The organism is Niveispirillum sp. FG156 (assembly GCF_057809555.1).
Window position 1 is genome coordinate 1 of the sequence record NZ_JBMDKE010000007.1, and the last position, 18082, is coordinate 18082.

Consider the following 18082-nt stretch of genomic DNA (forward strand, 5'->3'; position numbering starts at 1 on the left):
GATACGAACACCCCGACCTACGGCCCCCTCCTCACTTCCGCCGCGTCAGCTGCCCGACGTCACGCACGGCACCCTTGGCAGCGGACGTGGTCAGGGCGGCATAGGCCTTCAGCGCCTGGGAAACGACGCGTTCGCGCGGTTCTGTCGGCTGCCAGGCATTGACGCCCTTGGCCTCTTCGGCCGCGCGGCGACGGGCCAGCTCCTCATCCGACACGGCCAGATGGATGCGGCGGTTGGGAATGTCGATCTCGATCCGGTCGCCTTCCTCCACCAGACCGATGGTGCCGCCTTCGGCGGCTTCCGGGCTGGCATGGCCGATGGACAGGCCCGAGGTGCCGCCGGAGAAGCGGCCATCGGTGATCAGGGCGCACACCTTGCCCAGACCCTTCGACTTCAGATAGCTGGTCGGGTACAGCATTTCCTGCATGCCCGGCCCACCCTTCGGCCCTTCATAGCGGATCAGCACCACATCGCCGGCCTGGATGCGGTTACCCAGAACGGCGCTGACGGCGGCATCCTGGCTTTCGAACACGCGGGCCGGACCGGCGAAGACCAGGGCGGAGGCATCCACGCCCGCCGTCTTCACGATGCAGCCTTCCTCCGCCAGATTGCCGAACAGCACCGCCAGACCGCCATCCTTGGAGAAGGCGTTCTCGGTCGAGCGGATCACGCCCTTGGCGCGGTCCAGGTCCAGTTCCTGATAACGGCTGGCCTGGCTGAAGGCCACCGTGGTGCGCACGCCGCCGGGGGCGGCCTTATAGAAATGCGCAACCTCGGGATTATTGGTCTGTGCCACGTCCCAGCGGGCCAGCGCCTCGGCCAGACTGTCGGCGTCAATGCGCTTCACGTCGGTATGCAGCAGGCCGCCACGCGCCAGCTCGCCCAGTATCGACATGATGCCGCCGGCCCGATGCACATCCTCGATATGCACATCAGCGACGGCGGGGGCCACCTTGCAGATATTGGGGACGCGGCGCGACAGGCGGTCGATATCCGCCATGGTGAAATTCACCTCGCCCTCATGCGCGGCGGCCAGCAGGTGCAGCACGGTGTTGGTAGACCCGCCCATGGCGATGTCCAGCGCGATGGCATTCTCAAACGCCTGGAACGTGGCGATGGAGCGCGGCAGCACGCCTTCATCATCCTGCTCGTAATAGCGCTTGGCCAGACCGACAATGCGGCGGCCCGCTTCTTCGAACAGGCGGCGGCGGTCGGCATGGGTGGCCAGGGTGGTGCCGTTGCCGGGCAGCGACAGGCCCAGCGCCTCCGTCAGGCAGTTCATGGAATTGGCCGTGAACATGCCGGAGCAGGAACCGCAGGTCGGGCAGGCCGACCGCTCAATGACCTGCACTTCTTCGTCACTGTACTTGTCATCGGCGGCGGCGACCATGGCGTCGATCAGGTCGATGGCAATTTCCTTGCCCTTCACCTGCGCCTTGCCGGCCTCCATCGGGCCACCCGACACGAAAATGGTGGGGATGTTCAGGCGCAATGCCGCCATCAGCATGCCCGGCGTGATCTTGTCGCAATTGGAGATGCAGACCAGGGCGTCGGCGCAATGAGCATTGACCATATACTCCACCGCGTCGGCAATCACCTCACGCGAGGGCAGGGAATAGAGCATCCCGTCATGGCCCATGGCGATGCCGTCATCCACCGCGATGGTGTTGAATTCCTTGGCAACGCCGCCAACCGACTCCACTTCGCGCGCCACCAGCTGGCCCAGATCCTTCAGATGCACATGGCCGGGCACGAACTGCGTGAAGGAATTGGCGATGGCCACGATGGGCTTGCCGAAATCCTCGTCCTTCATGCCTGTGGCGCGCCACAGGCCACGGGCGCCGGCCATGTTGCGGCCATGGGTGCTTTTGCGGGAACGAAGCTGCGGCACGGGGGTCTTCCTTCAGGCTTGTTCGAAGATTTCAAAAATGGATCGCTGATGGACACAATAATATGAACGCGGTCGCCAAACCGCATCCAACATTCCTGCAACCCGTATATGCCCCCGCTGGGGAGCGGTTCCAAGAAGCGGTCAGGCCGCACGGGCCAGGGCGGCGCGGCGGCGGACCAGCCGTTCGGCGAATTCCGACAGGCCGATCAGCAGCACCATGCCCAGCAGCAGCCAGACCGGCAGCACCACCAGCCCCAGATGCTGCGCCAGCCAGCCCAGCGCCCCCGGAATAAGGGTGGCACCGGCGCCCGCTGCCGTCATCTGGAACCCCACCGCGTGCGGGGCGATGGCATCACCGACACGAAGAGGCGTGAGAGAAACCAGCGTGGGGAAGGTGGGGGCCAGGCCGAAGCCCAGGCCCAGGGCCGCCGCCATGCCCACGGCGGGCGTGGGGAACCAGGCGAACAGCAGGGCCGACACCAGGGCAATGGCAAGGCCGGCCCGCAAGGCATTGAAGGGACGCACCCGCGCCGTCACCTGCCCGAACACCAGCCGCCCGAAGGTCAGCGCGCCCCAGTACAGGCCCGCAATGGTGCCGGCAGTGCCAACATCGATCCCGTGCTGGCGCGTCAGCAGCGTGAACAGCCACTGCCCCGCCGCCATCTCCACCCCGCAATAGACCATGAACAGGGCGACATTCAGCCAGATCACCGGATGGCGCAGGGCATCGGTGAAGGGGGCGATGGCCGTCGCCTCGCCCTTGCCATCGCCATCGGTATCCTTGCCTTCCTCCCACCGCCGCATGGTCACCAGGAACATCACGGCCATACCGGCCAGGATCAGGGCGATCAGGGCATAACCCCAGCGCCAGCCGGCACCCATGGTGATGGAAGCCGTCATCAGCAGCGGCCCGGCGGTGGCACCCAGGCCCCAGGACCCGTGCAGCCAGTTCATGACGCGGGGGGAGAAACGGCGGGCGCCATAGAGATTGATGCCTGTATCGATGGCGCCGCTGGCCAGCCCGCCCAGAATGGCGGCGGGGATCAGCAGATAGAAGGATGGGGTCAGGGCATAGGTGGCCAAGCTGGCCACCATGGCGACACTGCTGACCGTCAGCACGACACCAAGGCCCATGCGGCGCACGATGCTGCCGCCAGCCAGACCGGAGAACAGGTAACCACCGGTGCCGCAGATCAGCAGAATGCCAAGATTGCCCAGTGGCCGGTCAAAGGTTTCCCGGATGAAAGGCCATGTCACACCGGGCAGCCCATCCGGCAGGCCGAGGCTGATGAAGGCCAGGAACGCCATGGCGATCAGGGCGGCGGGCAAACTGGAACGGGGGCGGGAAGGGGTCATGATCCGCGGGGCAGGGGGCGATGCCGGCCATGCGCAACGGGTCAGGCCGAACCGGAAGGGGCCGGTAATGGAATCGATATCATGCCCGTGAAGCCTGCGGCAAGACGGGGGCCGGTATGGCTGAACCCCGATCATGCCCTTCGCCGGTCTGGACAGGCACGCCCGGCCCGCCTAATCCTGTCTCCTTCCGTCACCGACGCTCCGAGGCCCTCCCCGTGCGTATCGCCACCTGGAACATCAACTCCGTCCGCCTGCGCATCGACATTGTCGGCAAGCTTCTGGACGAACAGCAACCCGACGTCCTGTGCCTGCAGGAAACCAAGGTGGTGGACGACGCCTTTCCGCGCGGGGAGTTCAAGGCGCGCGGGTATGAGCATATCCATATCCATGGGATGAAGAGCTATAACGGCGTCGCCATCCTGTCGCGCATCCCCTTCACGTCGCGCGACATTCGCCATTCCTGCGGCAAGGAGGATTGCCGCCACGTCCTGGCCACGCTGGAAAACGGGGTGGAGATCCACAATCTCTATATCCCCGCCGGCGGTGACATCCCCGACCCTGCGCTTAACGACAAGTTCGCCCACAAGCTCCGGTTCCTGGACGAGATACAGACCTGGTTCCAGGAGAAGCGGTCACCGGATCAGCCCATGATCCTGGTGGGCGATCTGAACATCGCGCCGCTGGAGCATGATGTCTGGTCGCACAAGCAGCTGCTGGACGTCGTCTCCCACACCCCGATCGAGGTGGAGAAGCTGACAGCGCTGCAGAACAGCCTGAATTGGGTCGATGCGGTTCGCCATTTCGTGCCGACGGATCAGAAGCTGTATAGCTGGTGGTCCTACCGCGCGGCGGACTGGAACCTGTCCAACAAGGGCCGCCGCCTGGACCATATCTGGGTCACCCCGCCGCTGGCGACGGGATTGAAGGGCCAGACCATCCTGCGCGAGGCGCGGGGATGGGAGCCGAAGCCCAGCGACCATGTCCCGGTCATCGTGGACCTGGACGTCTGATCCGCACCCGCACCATCACCCGAAGCAAGCAGTCACGACCCCGCCGGACATCATGTTCGGCGGGGTCTTTACATTTTTGGATATGAATTTTTCTCTCAATGGTTGGAATCCGACTCGACTCCCTATTGCTGATTGCTATGATTAGTTGTCGTCATTCCGACGATAAAATCCCAGGCTGCAGTCATCGGGAGGAAGATCATGTCCAATCACAAGCTGTGGATCGTCACCAACAATACGGGCGAAGACCTGGCCTTCAGGAATCTGGAATGTGCTGCCGACGATATGACGGTGGCCAAGGACGGGGCCAGCAACACGCCGGGCCAGAAGGGCAAGGGCTGCGACATCCCGGATTGCAGCGGTCCGGAATGGTGGAACGAACATCGGATGACATTTACCTCCACCGACTATGAATTCAGCCTGTGGAAGGACAACAACATCATCTATTTCGCGGAAAGCAGCACCTATCCGAACCCCCTGCCGCAGGGCGTCAAGGTCAGCGACAATGTCAACCTGACCATCTATCCCGGCAGCGACACGATCGAGAACACCACCGACGGCGGCAAGAATATCGGTGTCGGCGATGTTCTGGTGAAGGTCGGCAAGGTGGTGGTGAAGGTCGTCGTCGCCGTCGTCTGAACGCTATACCAGCAGCATTTGATCGTGACCGATCAATGCCGCTTGGCGTTCCTTCAATCGCCGGGCGGCGGCATCCACCGCCTTGGCTTAGCGAGCGCACGAGCGCCGGGCCGGCAGTCGCCGGCCTCCAGCGGCATGAGTCAGAAACTCATGCCGCTGGCATTACACGTGCAGGCGTATCGGCAGCCGGATGCTGACCACCGTACCCTGGCCGGGCTCGCTGTCGATGGACAGCGAGCCGCCATGCAACTCCACCAGTGACTTGGCGACCGGCAGGCCCAGGCCCGTGCCCTCACCGGTGCGGGCCAGATGGCTATTGATCTGGCGGAACGGTTCCAGGGCCAGGGCCACCTCTGTCGGCGTCATCCCGCAGCCAGTATCGGCCACCCGCATCACCATGTAATCGTCGGGCCAGAGCGGGTCACGTTCCACCGCGACCGTGATGGTGCCGCCGGAGGCTGTGTATTTCACGGCATTGTTGATCAGATTCAGCAATACTTGCCGGATTTTCATGGCGTCGGCGCGCAGGTACGGTGCCTTTTCCCCGGTGGAGACGACACGCAGGTCCAGCGCCGCCGCCTCCACCCGCCCGCGCATCAGGCGCACGCATTCCGCCGCCAGCGTCGGCAGGTCCACGATCTCCAGCCGCAGATCCATCTTGCCGGCCTCGATCTTCGACAGATCCAGGATGTCATTGATCAGGGCCAGAAGATGCAGGCCGGAACCCCTGATATCCTCGGCATATTCGGCATATTTCGGGTTGCCCATGGGCCCGTGGATACGGTGCACCATCACCTCAGCAAAGCCGATAATGGCGTTCAAGGGCGTGCGCAGCTCATGACTGGCCACGGCCAGAAACTGTGACTTTGCGGCGGTCGCCTGCTCCGCCTCCGCCCGCGCCTGCCGGGCCGCCGTCTCGCTGGCTTCCAGCTTGGCGACATAGCGGCGGACCAGCACCACCAGGGCCAGCACCAGGATGGTGCCGAACACGCCCAGCAGCAGGATCTGGTTTCGGAACTGACGGTAGGGCTGCAGAACATGGTCCATGTCTTGGCCCACCGACACCAGCAGACGGGTGCCGGGCAGCAATTCGTAACTGGCGATACGGTCCTCGCCATCGATGGGGCTGACGGCGCGGATGATGCCATGGCCGTCGCCTTCGCGCGCCGCCCCAACATCGGGCAGGTCGGGATAGGACTGTCCCACAATGCCGGGGGTCGACGCACCGCGCGCATAGACAGTGCCATCCAGGTCCATCAGGGTGGCGATGGCGCCCAGGTCCAGATCGACCGCACTGAAAAAGCCTGCGAAATATTCCGACAGCACGTCACCGACCACGACGGCGATCAAGCTGCCATCAGGCGCCTCCACCCGCACCCAGAAGGGGATGGAGGACATCAGCGGCGTGCGCCCGATGATGGGCTTGCCAAAGCCCAGGCGCGGCGATCCCGGTTCCGTCGCCTGCCGGAAATAATCGCTGTCGGACATGTCCAGGCCGACCGCGCCGGGCCGCGTCGCGTCCACCACGATGCCGCGCGCATCCATGATGCCCAGGAATTTCGACACCCGGTCCAGCCCGGCCACGCGCCGGCGCATCACCTCCAGATCGGCGGGATATCCCGCCTCCACCCGGTCGGACACTTCCTGCAGCAACTGCTGCACCTGGCTGACGGTACGGCTGACATGCTGGCCGAAGGCGCGGGTCAGGTTGGCCGTGTCGCGTTCGGCGTCGGCCAGGGCATCGAGATAAGATGAATGGATTTGCCAGCCGACAAGCAGCCACAACCCGCCCAGCACCATGGCCGAAAGCAGGTTGATGCCGGTACGGCCCAGCAGGGCCATCGAGCGGCCGGAGCGGCCACCCCTGTCTCGGGTTTGCTGTCCCATCAAGGGCGTCTATAGCATGCGGCACAGGCCGCGTCACGCGGTGGCCAGTTCGCCCGCCAGTTGCAGCATCAATGACAGGTCCGCGTCGCGCGACAGGCGATGGTCCCCATCCTTGACCAGAGTGATACGCACATCGTCGCTTTCCAACAATGCCGCCAGATCCAGGCTGGTCTGCCAGGGAATGTCGGGATCGCGCTGCCCATGCAGCAGGCGGACAGGGCAGTGGATGGGAATAGGCCGGCCCAGCAGAAGATGGGACTTCGCCTCATCCAGCAGATGCCGCGTGATCGGGTATCCGGCGGGATCATAGGCCGATGGCGCGATGAACCTGCCATGCCGTTCCAAAGCTTCCAGCTCCGCCGGCCCCAGGCGCGGACGGATCATGCGTTCGGTGAAGTCGGGCGCGGGGGCAATGCCCAGCAGCCCCGCCACCCGATCGGGCCGGGCCAAGGCCAGCAGCAGCGCGATCCAGCCGCCCATGGAGGAGCCGATCAGGATCTGCGGCCCCCGTGCCACCCGGTCCAGCACGGCCAAGGCATCATCGCGCCAGCGGCCGATGGACCCGTCCTCCCACTTGCCGCCGCTGGCGCCATGGGCATGGTAATCGAAGCGGATGAAGGCCTGTCCCCTGGCGCGCGCCCAGCGTTCCAGCGTCACCGCCTTGGCACCACCCATATCGGACCGGAAGCCCGTCAGGAAGATGATACCCGGCCCTGCACCCGGGCTCTGGCGATAGGCTATGGCGGTTCCGGCCCGATCCAGGCTATGTATCGGCACCTCGCCTTCCATGGCTGCCCCGTTCATTCGTTCGAAATTCCGCCCATGCCGCCCCAAGCTGACGCCGGCGCCCAAGCCGGCACCCTAGACGGCGATGTGACGCCGGACAATCCCGGCCTTGATGCCGCCAGCCTGTTCGGCGGTGGCAAGCCCGTCATCCTGCAGGTGATCCCCACCCTGGTTACGGGCGGTGCGGAGCGTGGCTGCATTGATATGGCAGCCGCTATTCAGCGCGCGGGCGGCACGGCCATCGTGGTTTCCGCCGGTGGACAGATGGCGCGTGAGTTGGACCGGTATGGGGCCAAGCATATCCAGCTGCCGGTGCAGTCCAAGAACCCGCTGACCATGCGGCGCAACGCGGCCAGGCTGACGGACATCATCAAGCAGCATGGCGTCGATCTGATCCATGCCCGCTCCCGCGCGCCGGCCTGGAGCGCCTATTGGGCGGCTAAACGCACGGACATTCCCTTCGTCACCACCTTCCACGCGCCCTATAATTTCAAGGGCCGGGTGAAGAAATGGTACAACAGCGTCATGGCCAAGGCCGACCGCATCATCGCCGTGTCGGGCTTCGTCTATGAGCATGTGGCCACGGAGTATGGCGTCGGTGCCGACCGGCTGCGCCTGATCCATCGTGGCGTCGATGTCGATATCATGTCGCCCGACAAGGTGACCCAGGCCCGCATGGCGCAGTTGATCCAGCAGTGGCGCCTGCCGGAGGATCAGCGCATCGTGCTGCTGCCCGGTCGCCTGACCCGCTGGAAGGGGCAGGGCGTGCTGATCGAGGCCATATCCCGCTTGGGGCGCAGCGATGTGCGCGCCGTTCTGGTGGGTGATGAACAGGGCCGCGACCATTACCGCCAGGAACTGGAAGACCATATCCGCCGCCTGAACCTGGGCGGGCAGGTCACCATCGCCGGCCACTGCAACGACATGGCGGCAGCCTATATGCTGTCCGACGTAGTAGTGAATGCCTCCATCGAACCCGAAGCCTTTGGCCGCGTGATCGCAGAGGCCCAGGCCATGGGCCGCCCGGTGATCGTGTCCGACCTGGGCGCGGTAAAGGAAACCGTCATCAACGGCGAAACCGGACTGGTGGTGCCCCCCAACGATCCCGACGCCCTGGCCGGCGCCATCCGCGCCGCCCTGGACCTGGACCCGTTGCAGCGTCAGGCCGTGGGCCTGGACGGCATGCGCCATGTGCGGGCCAACTTCACCAAGGCCGGCATGTGCGCCGCGACACTGGCGGTTTATGCGGAGCTGTTGGGGTAGGTGTTTCTACCGACACACCCGACCCTCCATCGAAATCGCTTGGGTTTCGTCAGCGTTTTGTCATCCTATCTGACGCTGATTTGAGCGATATCCACCGTCATCCCGGCTTTCGCCCATAGGCGCTAAGTTAACGCTGTGCATGCCCTCATACCCGGCGAAACGACGGGTACCGTCCTTTCCGCTTCTCTACCGTCACCCCGGCGACAAGCCGGGGCCCAGCGTGAGGCGCGGTCAGCGCCGATATGACTCATGTCGCGGCTATCGCCGCTCACGCTGGGTCCCCGCTTTCGCGGGGATGACGGTAGAAGCGGGTGGATACGAAAGGGCGAACACCTATCTTAGCGCCTATGGGCTTGTCGTCGGGATGACGACTTGATGTGACCTCGGCTCTTGCGCGGAATGGAGGATGATCCATGGCGATCAGTGATGAACAGCTGGCATCAGCGGAGGCGCGGATGCAGGCTCTTCGTCAGGCGGGCCATGTCCGGGCCCGCCCACTACGACCCCACCGCCGACCGCATCATCATCAGCCTGAAACCGGCCTGGATCTGGTGTTCCCGCCGGCCCTGGCAGAAGGTTTGGCAAGTGCCGATGCCAGCGCGTTATCGGTGATTGAGATCAGTCCCACAGGCCTTGGCCTGCACTGGCCGGCCCTGGATGCCGATCTTTATGTGCCCGGCCTGCTGCAAGGTCAGTTTGGCAGCCGGCACTGGATGGCGGCGGAACTGGGTGGGCAGGGCGGTCGAGCCCGGTCGACGGCGAAAACGGCGGCAGCGCAGGCCAATGGCCGCAAGGGCGGGCGGCCACGCAAGTCGGTTTCGGTCTGACCGATTTATCCCGCATCCGCATTTTTCCCCGCCTGAATCCCGCCTTGATTGCCGTGTAAGCAGCAACTCCGTCCAAGGGGCGAACCGCCCGGCCTTGCCTAGTGCCGGCTTTTTTGCTCTAAGGATGGCTTAAACTTTCCGCTGGCGTTATCCGGGTGGTCTTCCCATGTCCTTGCGTGCCCTGTCCGTGATTGGTCGTTCCGCCCTGTTGGGCGCCCTGGCGCTGGGTCTTTCCGGCTGCGGCGCGCTGGACAGCCTGGGTTTCGGCGGGGAGCCTGAGGCCCCCAACACCCAGATCCTGCGCCAGAACAATGGCGGCGCTGCCGGCATGAACGCCGCCGCCCGCCCCGCCGGCACCGTGACGGTGAATGCCTATCTGTGGCGCGCCGCCCTGGATACGGTGACCTTCATGCCGCTGGTTCAGGCCGACCCCTATGGCGGCGTCATCCTGACCGACTGGTACAGCCCGCCGGCCACGCCGAGCGAGCGCTTCAAGGTCAACCTGTACATCCTGGACGCCGCCCTGCGCGCCGATGGCGTGCGCGCCACCGTGTTCCGCCAGGAACTGAAGAACGGTGTCTGGATCGACGCGCCGGTGACGGCGGAAACCGGCACGCAGATGGAAGACACGATCCTGACCCGCGCCCGTCAGCTACGTCAGCAGTCGGCTGCGCCCAGCAACTGATCCCGTTTTCCGGCAGTTTGCGGTTCAGCCATGCCAAGGCCGGCCTTCGCCGGCCTTCGGCGTTTATGATAGTGATCGCAGAGCGATATTCCGAGCCGCCGGGCATCGGCCCCTGTCACGGGTGACGCCCGGCGAAGCGACACCCGTTCGACAGGTTCCGACCCATGTCCCGCTATAATGTCCGCGAAACCGAAGCCAAGTGGCAGTCCGTCTGGGAAGAGCGCCGCAGCTTCGCCGTCACCGCCGATCCGTCCAAGCCCAAGACCTATGTGCTGGAGATGTTCCCCTATCCGTCGGGGCGCATCCATATGGGCCATGTGCGCAACTACACGATCGGCGACGTGATCGCCCGCTATAAGCGGTCCAAGGGTTTCAACGTCCTGCACCCGATGGGCTGGGACGCGTTCGGCCTGCCGGCGGAAAACGCCGCGCTGGAGCGCAATACCCATCCCGGCACCTGGACCTACGAGAATATCAAGGCCATGCGTGGCCAGTTGAAGACCATGGGTCTGGCCATCGACTGGGACCGTGAGATTGCCACCTGCCGACCGGAATATTACCGGTTCGAACAGAAGATGTTCCTGGATTTCCTGAAGGCCGGCCTCGCCTACCGCAAGGAAAGCTGGGTCAACTGGGACCCGGTCGACAATACCGTTCTGGCCAATGAGCAGGTGATTGACGGGCGCGGCTGGCGCACCGGCGCGCTGGTGGAAAAGCGCAAGCTCTCCCAGTGGTTTCTGAAGATCACGCATTTCGCGGACGAGCTGCTGTCCGCCATCACCACACTGGACCGCTGGCCCGAAAAAGTCCGCATCATGCAGGAGAACTGGATCGGCAAGTCCACGGGCTGCCGCTTCTTCTTCCAGCTTTCCGATGGGCATGCCGATCTGGAGGTGTTCACCACCCGGCCCGACACGCTGTTCGGTGCATCCTTCGTGGCGATCAGCCCCAACCATCCGCTGGCCGGCAAGCTGGCCGAGAGCGATGCCGGCCTGGCCGAGTTTATCGCCGAATGCAACCGCATGGGCACCAGCGAAGCCACGCTGGAACAGGCGGAAAAGAAGGGCTGGCGCACGCCGGTGGCAGCGGAGCATCCCTTTGTGAAGGGCTGGAACCTGCCCGTCTATGTCGCCAACTTCGTGCTGATGGAATATGGAACCGGCGCCATCTTCGGCTGCCCGGCCCATGATCAGCGCGACCTGGACTTCGCCCGCAAGTATGACCTGCCCGTGAAGCCGGTGGTGGTGCCCGACGGTGAGGACCCGGCCAGCTTCACCGTGGGGAATGAGGCCTATACCGGCCCCGGCAGCATCCGCAATTCCAACTTCTTGGACGGTCTGTCCGTGGAAGAGGGGAAGAAGGCCGCCGTCGCCAAGATCGAAGCCTTGAGCCGGGGGCAGGGGACGACCATGTTCCGCCTGCGCGACTGGGGTGTTTCCCGTCAGCGTTACTGGGGCTGCCCCATCCCCATCATCCATTGCGCCGATTGCGGCGTGGTGCCGGTGCCGGAAGAGCAGTTGCCCGTCACCCTGCCCGCCGACGTCACCTTTGACGCCGCTGGCAACCCGCTGGCCCGCCATGCCACCTGGAAGCACGTAAAGTGCCCCTGCTGTGGCAAGGATGCGGAGCGGGAGACGGATACGTTCGACACGTTTATCGAGTCGAGCTGGTACTTCCTGCGCTTTGCCGACCCGCGCAACGAGCAGGTGGCGTTTGATAAGGAGTTGGTGAAGTACTGGCTGCCTGTCGATAATTATATCGGCGGTATCGAGCATGCGGTCCTGCACCTGCTCTATTCCCGCTTCTGGACGCGCGCCCTGTCGCATTGCGGCTATCTGGATCTGCCAGAGCCGTTTGGCGGCCTGTTCACCCAGGGCATGGTGACGCACGCCACCTTCCAGGATGCCGATGGCAAGTGGGTCTTCCCCGTGGATGTGGATATCCAGGGGACCAAGGCCACCAAGATCGCCGATGGTTCCCCCATCACGGTCGGCCCCGTCATCAAGATGTCGAAGTCCAAGAAGAATGTCGTGGACCCGGAAGGCATCATCGGCAGCTATGGCGCCGATGCCGCCCGCCTGTTCATGATGTCCGACAGCCCGCCCGACCGCGATCTGGAATGGACCGAGGCCGGTATTGACGGCGCCTGGCGCTATATCAACCGCCTGTGGCGTCTGGTGACGGAGCCGGGCTTTGCCCTGCCCACCACTGGTGCCGCCGCCCCCAACAGCTTCGGTGCCGATGCCACGGCCCTGCGCCGCGCCGCGCACAAGGCGGCGGCGGCCGTGGGTGAGGATATCGAGGGCTACCGCTTCAACAGTTCCGTGGCCAAGCTGCGCACCTTCACCAACGCGCTGGGCGACGCCCTGTCGAAGATGGCGGCCAAGGGCGAGGTGCCGGCGGATGAGGCCTGGGCCGCGCGTGAAGCGCTGGAATATATGGCGCAGATCGTACAGCCCGTGATGCCGCATCTGGCCCAACAGATGTGGGAAGAGCTGGGCCATGGCGACCTGCTGGTCGACCGTATCTGGCCCGTCTCTGATGCCGCCCTGGTGGTGGATGACAGCGCGACCGTGGCCGTGCAGGTCAATGGCAAGCTGCGCGCCACCCTGACCCTGCCCCGCGACTGTGCCGAGGCGGTGGCGCGGGAGGCGGCCCTGGCCGATGTGAATGTGCAGCGGGCCATGGATGGCAAGGAGCCGCGCAAGATCATCGTGGTGCCGAACCGCATCGTGAATATTGTTGTGTGAGTATATAGGCCGGAAGGTTGAGGCTTGGTTCAACCTTCCGGCCTGTTTCCCGCAGGTTCTTGGCTACAGAACCGCAAATTTCTTGAACCAAGCCTCAACGAGGCGTGCCATGGCCCAGCATTTCCCCCGTCTTGCCACCGCCCTGCTGCTGGCCCTCATGCCGGCGGTGCTGGGGGCCTGCGGTTTCAAGCCGGTCTATGGCACAGCGTCCCATGACAGCGCAGTGGGCGCCGCCCTGGCCAATGTGCAGATCGACCCGATCGTGGACCGCAACGGTCAGGTCCTGCGCAACAACCTGATTGACCGGTTCTATACCGATGGCCGGCCCGCCAATGCCCGCTACCGTCTGGCTGTCGCCCTGTCGGCGACGGAGGAGGAGCTGGGCATTCAGAAGGACGCGACCGCCACCCGTGCGCGGCTGCGCCTGCAGGCCAGTTACGAGTTGATCGAGATCAGCACGGGCCAGGTGGTCTATCGCACCTTCTCCCGCTCCATCGTCAGCTTCAACCTGCTGGACAGCCAGTTTGCCGTGCTGGCCACGCGCCAGGACGCCTATGATCGCGGCCTGACCGAGCTGGCGGACGATATCCGCACGCGCCTGTCGCTCTATTTCGCACGTGACAAGCAGTAAGGGGAGGGGGCGTTGAAGGTTCAGCCGAAAAACGCCGACGCCTTCGCCAAGCGCCCGCCGCCGGCCACGCGGCTGGTCCTGCTCTATGGTCCCGATGCCGGTCTGGTGCGCGAACGCGCCAAGATTGCCGCGCAGTCCGCATGTCCCGACCTGTCCGACCCGTTCCGCGTGTCGGAAATGAAGGCCGATCAGGTGACCGCCGACCCGGCCCGCTTAGGCGATGAGCTGTCGGCCATGGCCCTGACAGGTGGGCGGCGCGTGGTGCGCGTGCGCGACGCCGATGACAAGCTGGCCGTGACCGTCACCGCTCTGCTGAAAGGCTTTCCCGGCGGCGACACGCTGCTGGTCATCGAAGCCGGCGAGTTGGATGCCCGCTCCAAGCTGCGCAAGGCGGTGGAAGATGCGGGCGACATCGCCGGTGCCATCGCCTGCTATGTGGAGGGCGAGGAGGAACTGGCCGGCACCATCGGTCGCATGATGGCCGACCATGGCCTGCAGATCGATCCCGATGCCCGCGACTGGCTGGCCGGTAATCTGGTCGGTGACCGCTCCATGGCACGGGGAGAGATCGACAAGCTCGCACTCTACATGCTGGGGCAGAAGCGGGTGACGCTGGAGGATGCCCGCGCGGTCATCGGCGACAGCGCCGCGCTCGACCTGGACGAACCGGCCCAGGCGGCGGCGGGTGGGGATATGGCGGAGGTGGACCGGTCTTTGCGCCGTCTCTATGCCGACGGTACCGCCACGGTTGCCATCCTGCGCGCCGCCCAGCGCTATTTCCAGCGCTTGCATATGGCCGTGGCCCATGTGGCCAAGGGACAGACCCCACAGGCCGCTGTAAAGGCCCTGCGCCCGCCCGTTTTCTTCAAGCTGGAACCCATCCTGACGGCCCAGATCCGCAACTGGACCCTGCCCAAGCTGCATCAGGCCCTGGACCGGCTGCAGGAGGCGGAGGCGGAGTGCAAACGCACCCATATGCCGGATGAAACCATCTGTTCGCGCGCCTTCTTCCAACTAGCGCAGCTGGCGCGGCGGCCTAACTGATCCCCTGAACCGGCGATGGAGAGTGCCTCATGAATATCGTCATGCTGCTCTATCCCCGCCTCACCCAACTGGACCTGACCGGCCCGTTTGAGGTGTTTGCGCGCCTGCCGGATGTGAAGATCATCCTGGCCGCCAAGACCCTGGACCCTGTTACCGACAGCGGTGGTTTGCGCCTGCTGCCCAGCCATACGCTGGCCGATACGCCCCAGGCCGACATCCTGTTCGTACCCGGCGGGCCGGGGCAGCTCGACCTGATGGACGATGCCGTGGTGCTGGATTTCCTGCGCGCCCAGGCCAGCGGGGCGCGTTATGTGACCTCGGTCTGTACCGGCTCCCTGGTCCTGGCCGCCGCCGGCCTGCTGACCGGCTACCGCGCCACCTGCCACTGGATGTCGCTGGAGCAACTGTCCTTGTTCGGCTGCACACCCTGCGGCGACCGCGTCGTTATCGACGGCAACCGCGTCACCGGTGGCGGCGTCACGTCGGGCATCGACTTTGCCCTGCACCTGACCGCCCTGCTGTTCGACCAGGACCGCGCCGAACGTACCCAACTCTCCATGGAGTACGACCCCGCCCCGCCCTTCCACAGCGGCCACCCGCGCCACACCGACCCGGCTATGGTGGATGCCATGAGGGCGCGAGCGGCAGGCCTGCAGGAACGGCGTTGGGCGGCGGCAAGGACAGCGGCGGCGCGATTGGGGATCGTCAACGACTGACAAGAATTCGCGATGACACCCGGTTCTGAATAAATTTTCGCGGGCGCCGACTAAAATTTTTGGGGTCACGTCGGTTTAGACAAAAACTCGTGAGGCCAAACAAGAATTTGTGGCAGTCTGCCGCATCAGACAAATTTTCATCAGGCCCGCCCCATGCCACAGCGCCTGTCCGGGAATGAACGCTATAGCGGCCAGATGGGCCTCCGCAACCGCTTCGGCCTGCGCCTGCCGGAACCCTTTGTGATCTCCATCGTCGGTGCCGGACAGCGGCGCAGCCACAGCCAGCCAACCCACCAGATTGAGCGCTACCCGGTCAGTTATGACAAGGGCGACGACGCCGTCAGCGATCTGAAATTTGCTATCCGGTACGAGCCACTGGAGCTGGGCCTGCTGAAAGCCGCATTCAGGGCTATGGGACCGGAACTGCTGGAGGAGTTGATCCGACGTGAGCCGTCAGGGCAGTTCGCAAGACGGGCTTGGTTTCTATATGAGTGGCTGTTGGACGAACGCCTGGACCTTTCAGATGCGACGATGGGTCCGGTGGTCAATGTGTTGGACCCCAAGCTGCAGGTTGGCTGTTTGGGAGAGCCATCTAAACGCCAACGCGTCCATAACAACCTACTGGGAACCCCAGCGCTTTGCCCAACAATACGCAGCACAACGGCGATTAGAGAACTGCAGGCCCTCGGCCTGTCGGCCCAAGCGCACAAGCTCTTGGCAGATGCGGACCCAACAATGGTGTTACGGGCTGTCAACTACATCTACACAAAGGAGACCAAGAGTACGTTTGCCCTGGAGAGGGAGGACATACAAGGGTCACGCGAGGAACGATTTATAGCGGCACTGCGGAGTCGTGATGGGCAAGACCTGTCTACGGAGGCTGGCCAAACCTCGATCTGTAAGGTGATCATTGGCGACCAACGCTATGCGGTGCAGGGTTGGCGCAATGAGCAGAACTACGTTGGCGAAAGCCGGCTCACAGGCCATGACAAGGTTCACTTTGTTCCGCCGAAGGCAATAGATGCTCAACAGTTGATGACCGGATTTTCAGCGCTTCGCAAACGGCTAATTGATGGTTTTTGGTGGCAAAGGCTTGCCGATGACTTATTGCCGGATGGTGCACAAGCGGCCCCCCTGGTTTGCGCGCCTGCCTGTGCTGCGATTACAAGTTTCGCGTTCGTGTTCATTCACCCGTTCATGGACGGTAACGGTCGATTGCATCGATTGCTGATCCATGACCTGTTGGAACATGTCCGCTTCACACCACCCGGCATCATCATACCGGTCTCCGCCGTCATGCTCCGTGACCGTCGCGCCTATGATGAGGCGCTGGAGCGGTTCTCCGCCTCGATCATGCCTTATATCGACTGGCATTGGAGCGACGATGGCAAGGGCGGGTTTGAGGTGGTGGTGGAGAATGACACCGCCGATCTCTACCGCTATTTCGACGCCACGCCGCAGGTTGAGTATCTTTATCGCTGCATCAAGGAGGCGATTGATGTCGATCTGCGCAATGAGCTGACCTATGTCGCGCAGTTCGACCGTGGGCTAAGGGCGCTCAATGACCATAGCGCTATGCCGGATCGCAGGGCGCAACTGTTCGTCAATCTGGTGATCAGCAATGGCCGCATCGGCGCCGATAAGCGGCAGCGGCACTTCCCGGAACTGACGGATGAGGAGGTTGAGCGGTTCGAGGAGGCCGTTCGTGCCGCCAAAGAGGCCGCTACGCCCCCACCCGATGACCCGCCGCCGTCAGGGCCGTGATCGCCGCGTCCAGCACCTCTGCCCGGACCAGCACATAATCCGTGTCATAGGTGGCGATGGCGAACAGGCTGATGCCGGCATGGGCCAGCGGGGCCGTCAGGGCGGCGAGGATGCCGGTCAGGGCGAAATCCAGGGGTCCTTGCACCTTCAGTGCCCGCCACGGCCCCACGGAAACCACATCGCCCGGAACACGGTCCTGCGCTACCGTGATGGATAGTTCTTCATCGGTGCGCGTGATGCTGACAAAGCCCGAACCCATCGCCCAGGCGGGCAGGGGCGCATCGGGTGGTAACCTGCAGACAGCCAGATGGTCGGGAAGCAGGGTCAGCGGCAGCGACGGCATCAGGCGCTGGCCGGCAGCTTCACGGGTTCTTCGTAGGAGATCACGACAGACACGCGCCAGCCGGCATCAGTGTCGCGGCGCAGGACGTAGGAGGTGGAGAACCGCATGATCTCCGCCCGGTCAGCGGAACGCAGCAGCCACAGCACTTCCGCCCGTGCCAGATTCTCACCGCAGGGCCAGGCCCAGACGGCGGCGGGCACGGGCCAGGCCAGCCCGATATGGCGATAGGTATCCAGCATGCCGTCGACATAGGCGCGCACGGCGTCCGGATCGCCATGCACGATGGGCTTTGCCGCCGTCAGAACCGTCAGGGGTTGATCGAACAGGGCCGACACGCGGTCTGTGTCATAGGCCGCGAAGGCAGCGCTGTAGCCGTTGAAATAGGCGGCGGCTTCGGCGCCGATCTGGCTGCTGTCGGTCATTTTTCCCCCTGGATTGCTTGTTATCGTTAAATGAAAAAGGGCCGGAGCGTGTCCCGCGCTCCGGCCCCCGA

General features: G+C 64.2%; 16 protein-coding genes. 10 read left to right on the top strand and 6 right to left on the bottom strand.

All coding sequences use genetic code 11. From position 1 onward, the window contains the following. Window positions 1-31 precede the first annotated feature (31 nt). Complete coding sequence (gene ilvD, locus ACODSP_RS05670) at window positions 32-1891, bottom strand: dihydroxy-acid dehydratase (protein ID WP_488964658.1); 1860 nt, start codon at window positions 1889-1891, stop codon at window positions 32-34. A 141-nt stretch (window positions 1892-2032) separates the two neighbouring features. Then, window positions 2033-3247 carry an MFS transporter gene (locus tag ACODSP_RS05675; protein WP_488964659.1) on the bottom strand — a complete coding sequence of 405 codons (1215 nt, stop codon included), beginning with the start codon at window positions 3245-3247 and terminating at the stop codon, window positions 2033-2035. Window positions 3248-3462: 215 nt separating this feature from the next. On the opposite strand from ACODSP_RS05675, the gene xth reads away from it, so the two are divergent. Both xth and ACODSP_RS05685 read left to right on the top strand, forming a co-directional pair. Further along, complete coding sequence (xth, locus tag ACODSP_RS05680; protein WP_488964660.1) at window positions 3463-4257, top strand: exodeoxyribonuclease III; 795 nt, start codon at window positions 3463-3465, stop codon at window positions 4255-4257. A 198-nt stretch (window positions 4258-4455) separates the two neighbouring features. Continuing rightward, window positions 4456-4893 carry a hypothetical protein gene (locus tag ACODSP_RS05685; RefSeq protein WP_488964661.1) on the top strand — a complete coding sequence of 146 codons (438 nt, stop codon included), beginning with the start codon at window positions 4456-4458 and terminating at the stop codon, window positions 4891-4893. A gap of 162 nt (window positions 4894-5055) precedes the next feature. Here the strand turns inward: ACODSP_RS05685 and ACODSP_RS05690 are convergent, their stop codons facing one another. Continuing rightward, window positions 5056-6780 (bottom strand): sensor histidine kinase, encoded by a 1725-nt coding sequence (locus ACODSP_RS05690; RefSeq protein WP_488964662.1) that lies wholly within the window; start codon window positions 6778-6780, stop codon window positions 5056-5058. 33 nt (window positions 6781-6813) lie between these two features. Beyond that, entirely contained in the window at window positions 6814-7584 is a 771-nt protein-coding gene (locus tag ACODSP_RS05695; protein WP_488964663.1) for an alpha/beta hydrolase, read from the bottom strand. Window positions 7585-7602: 18 nt separating this feature from the next. Between ACODSP_RS05695 and ACODSP_RS05700 the strand changes: the two genes are divergently transcribed. The 8 genes from ACODSP_RS05700 (at window position 7603) to ACODSP_RS05735 (ending at window position 17246) form a co-directional block, all read left to right on the top strand. Further along, entirely contained in the window at window positions 7603-8829 is a 1227-nt protein-coding gene (locus tag ACODSP_RS05700; RefSeq protein ID WP_488964664.1) for a glycosyltransferase family 4 protein, read from the top strand. Between the two features lie 413 nt (window positions 8830-9242). Next, window positions 9243-9656 (top strand): DUF2442 domain-containing protein, encoded by a 414-nt coding sequence (locus tag ACODSP_RS05705; RefSeq protein ID WP_488964665.1) that lies wholly within the window; start codon window positions 9243-9245, stop codon window positions 9654-9656. A 166-nt stretch (window positions 9657-9822) separates the two neighbouring features. Next, window positions 9823-10341 carry a DUF3576 domain-containing protein gene (locus ACODSP_RS05710; RefSeq protein ID WP_488964666.1) on the top strand — a complete coding sequence of 173 codons (519 nt, stop codon included), beginning with the start codon at window positions 9823-9825 and terminating at the stop codon, window positions 10339-10341. Window positions 10342-10505: 164 nt separating this feature from the next. Next, on the top strand, window positions 10506-13091 hold the full coding sequence (gene leuS / locus ACODSP_RS05715; RefSeq protein ID WP_488964667.1) for a leucine--tRNA ligase: 2586 nt from the start codon (window positions 10506-10508) through the stop codon (window positions 13089-13091). 109 nt (window positions 13092-13200) lie between these two features. Continuing rightward, window positions 13201-13722 carry an LPS assembly lipoprotein LptE gene (gene lptE, locus ACODSP_RS05720; protein WP_054168049.1) on the top strand — a complete coding sequence of 174 codons (522 nt, stop codon included), beginning with the start codon at window positions 13201-13203 and terminating at the stop codon, window positions 13720-13722. Between the two features lie 12 nt (window positions 13723-13734). After that, window positions 13735-14766, top strand: coding sequence for a DNA polymerase III subunit delta (gene holA, locus ACODSP_RS05725; RefSeq protein ID WP_488964668.1), 1032 nt, complete (start codon window positions 13735-13737; stop codon window positions 14764-14766). A gap of 29 nt (window positions 14767-14795) precedes the next feature. Then, entirely contained in the window at window positions 14796-15482 is a 687-nt protein-coding gene (locus tag ACODSP_RS05730; protein WP_488964669.1) for a DJ-1/PfpI family protein, read from the top strand. A 153-nt stretch (window positions 15483-15635) separates the two neighbouring features. After that, window positions 15636-17246 carry a Fic family protein gene (locus ACODSP_RS05735; RefSeq protein ID WP_488964670.1) on the top strand — a complete coding sequence of 537 codons (1611 nt, stop codon included), beginning with the start codon at window positions 15636-15638 and terminating at the stop codon, window positions 17244-17246. Here ACODSP_RS05735 and ACODSP_RS05740 read toward each other — a convergent pair. Further along, entirely contained in the window at window positions 17206-17589 is a 384-nt protein-coding gene (locus ACODSP_RS05740) for an ACT domain-containing protein (protein ID WP_488964671.1), read from the bottom strand. The genes ACODSP_RS05735 and ACODSP_RS05740 overlap by 41 nt on opposite strands. Next, window positions 17589-18011, bottom strand: coding sequence for a DUF6841 family protein (locus tag ACODSP_RS05745; protein WP_488964672.1), 423 nt, complete (start codon window positions 18009-18011; stop codon window positions 17589-17591). Before ACODSP_RS05745 ends, ACODSP_RS05740 begins: the two co-directional genes overlap by 1 nt. Between the last annotated feature and the right edge of the window lie 71 nt (window positions 18012-18082).

Excerpts from the sequence above, each read along its gene's own strand:
- ACODSP_RS05710 (WP_488964666.1), top strand. The coding sequence starts at position 9,823 with ATGTCCTTGCGTGCCCTGTCCGTGATTGGTCGTTCCGCCCTGTTGGGC.
- ACODSP_RS05690 (WP_488964662.1), bottom strand. The coding sequence starts at position 6,780 with ATGGGACAGCAAACCCGAGACAGGGGTGGCCGCTCCGGCCGCTCGATG.
- ACODSP_RS05705 (WP_488964665.1), top strand. The coding sequence starts at position 9,243 with ATGGCGATCAGTGATGAACAGCTGGCATCAGCGGAGGCGCGGATGCAG.
- ACODSP_RS05695 (WP_488964663.1), bottom strand. The coding sequence starts at position 7,584 with ATGAACGGGGCAGCCATGGAAGGCGAGGTGCCGATACATAGCCTGGAT.
- ACODSP_RS05675 (WP_488964659.1), bottom strand. The coding sequence starts at position 3,247 with ATGACCCCTTCCCGCCCCCGTTCCAGTTTGCCCGCCGCCCTGATCGCC.
- ACODSP_RS05745 (WP_488964672.1), bottom strand. The coding sequence starts at position 18,011 with ATGACCGACAGCAGCCAGATCGGCGCCGAAGCCGCCGCCTATTTCAAC.
- ACODSP_RS05685 (WP_488964661.1), top strand. The coding sequence starts at position 4,456 with ATGTCCAATCACAAGCTGTGGATCGTCACCAACAATACGGGCGAAGAC.
- ACODSP_RS05740 (WP_488964671.1), bottom strand. The coding sequence starts at position 17,589 with ATGCCGTCGCTGCCGCTGACCCTGCTTCCCGACCATCTGGCTGTCTGC.
- lptE (WP_054168049.1), top strand. The coding sequence starts at position 13,201 with ATGGCCCAGCATTTCCCCCGTCTTGCCACCGCCCTGCTGCTGGCCCTC.
- ACODSP_RS05700 (WP_488964664.1), top strand. The coding sequence starts at position 7,603 with ATGCCGCCCCAAGCTGACGCCGGCGCCCAAGCCGGCACCCTAGACGGC.
- ACODSP_RS05730 (WP_488964669.1), top strand. The coding sequence starts at position 14,796 with ATGAATATCGTCATGCTGCTCTATCCCCGCCTCACCCAACTGGACCTG.
- ACODSP_RS05735 (WP_488964670.1), top strand. The coding sequence starts at position 15,636 with ATGCCACAGCGCCTGTCCGGGAATGAACGCTATAGCGGCCAGATGGGC.
- leuS (WP_488964667.1), top strand. The coding sequence starts at position 10,506 with ATGTCCCGCTATAATGTCCGCGAAACCGAAGCCAAGTGGCAGTCCGTC.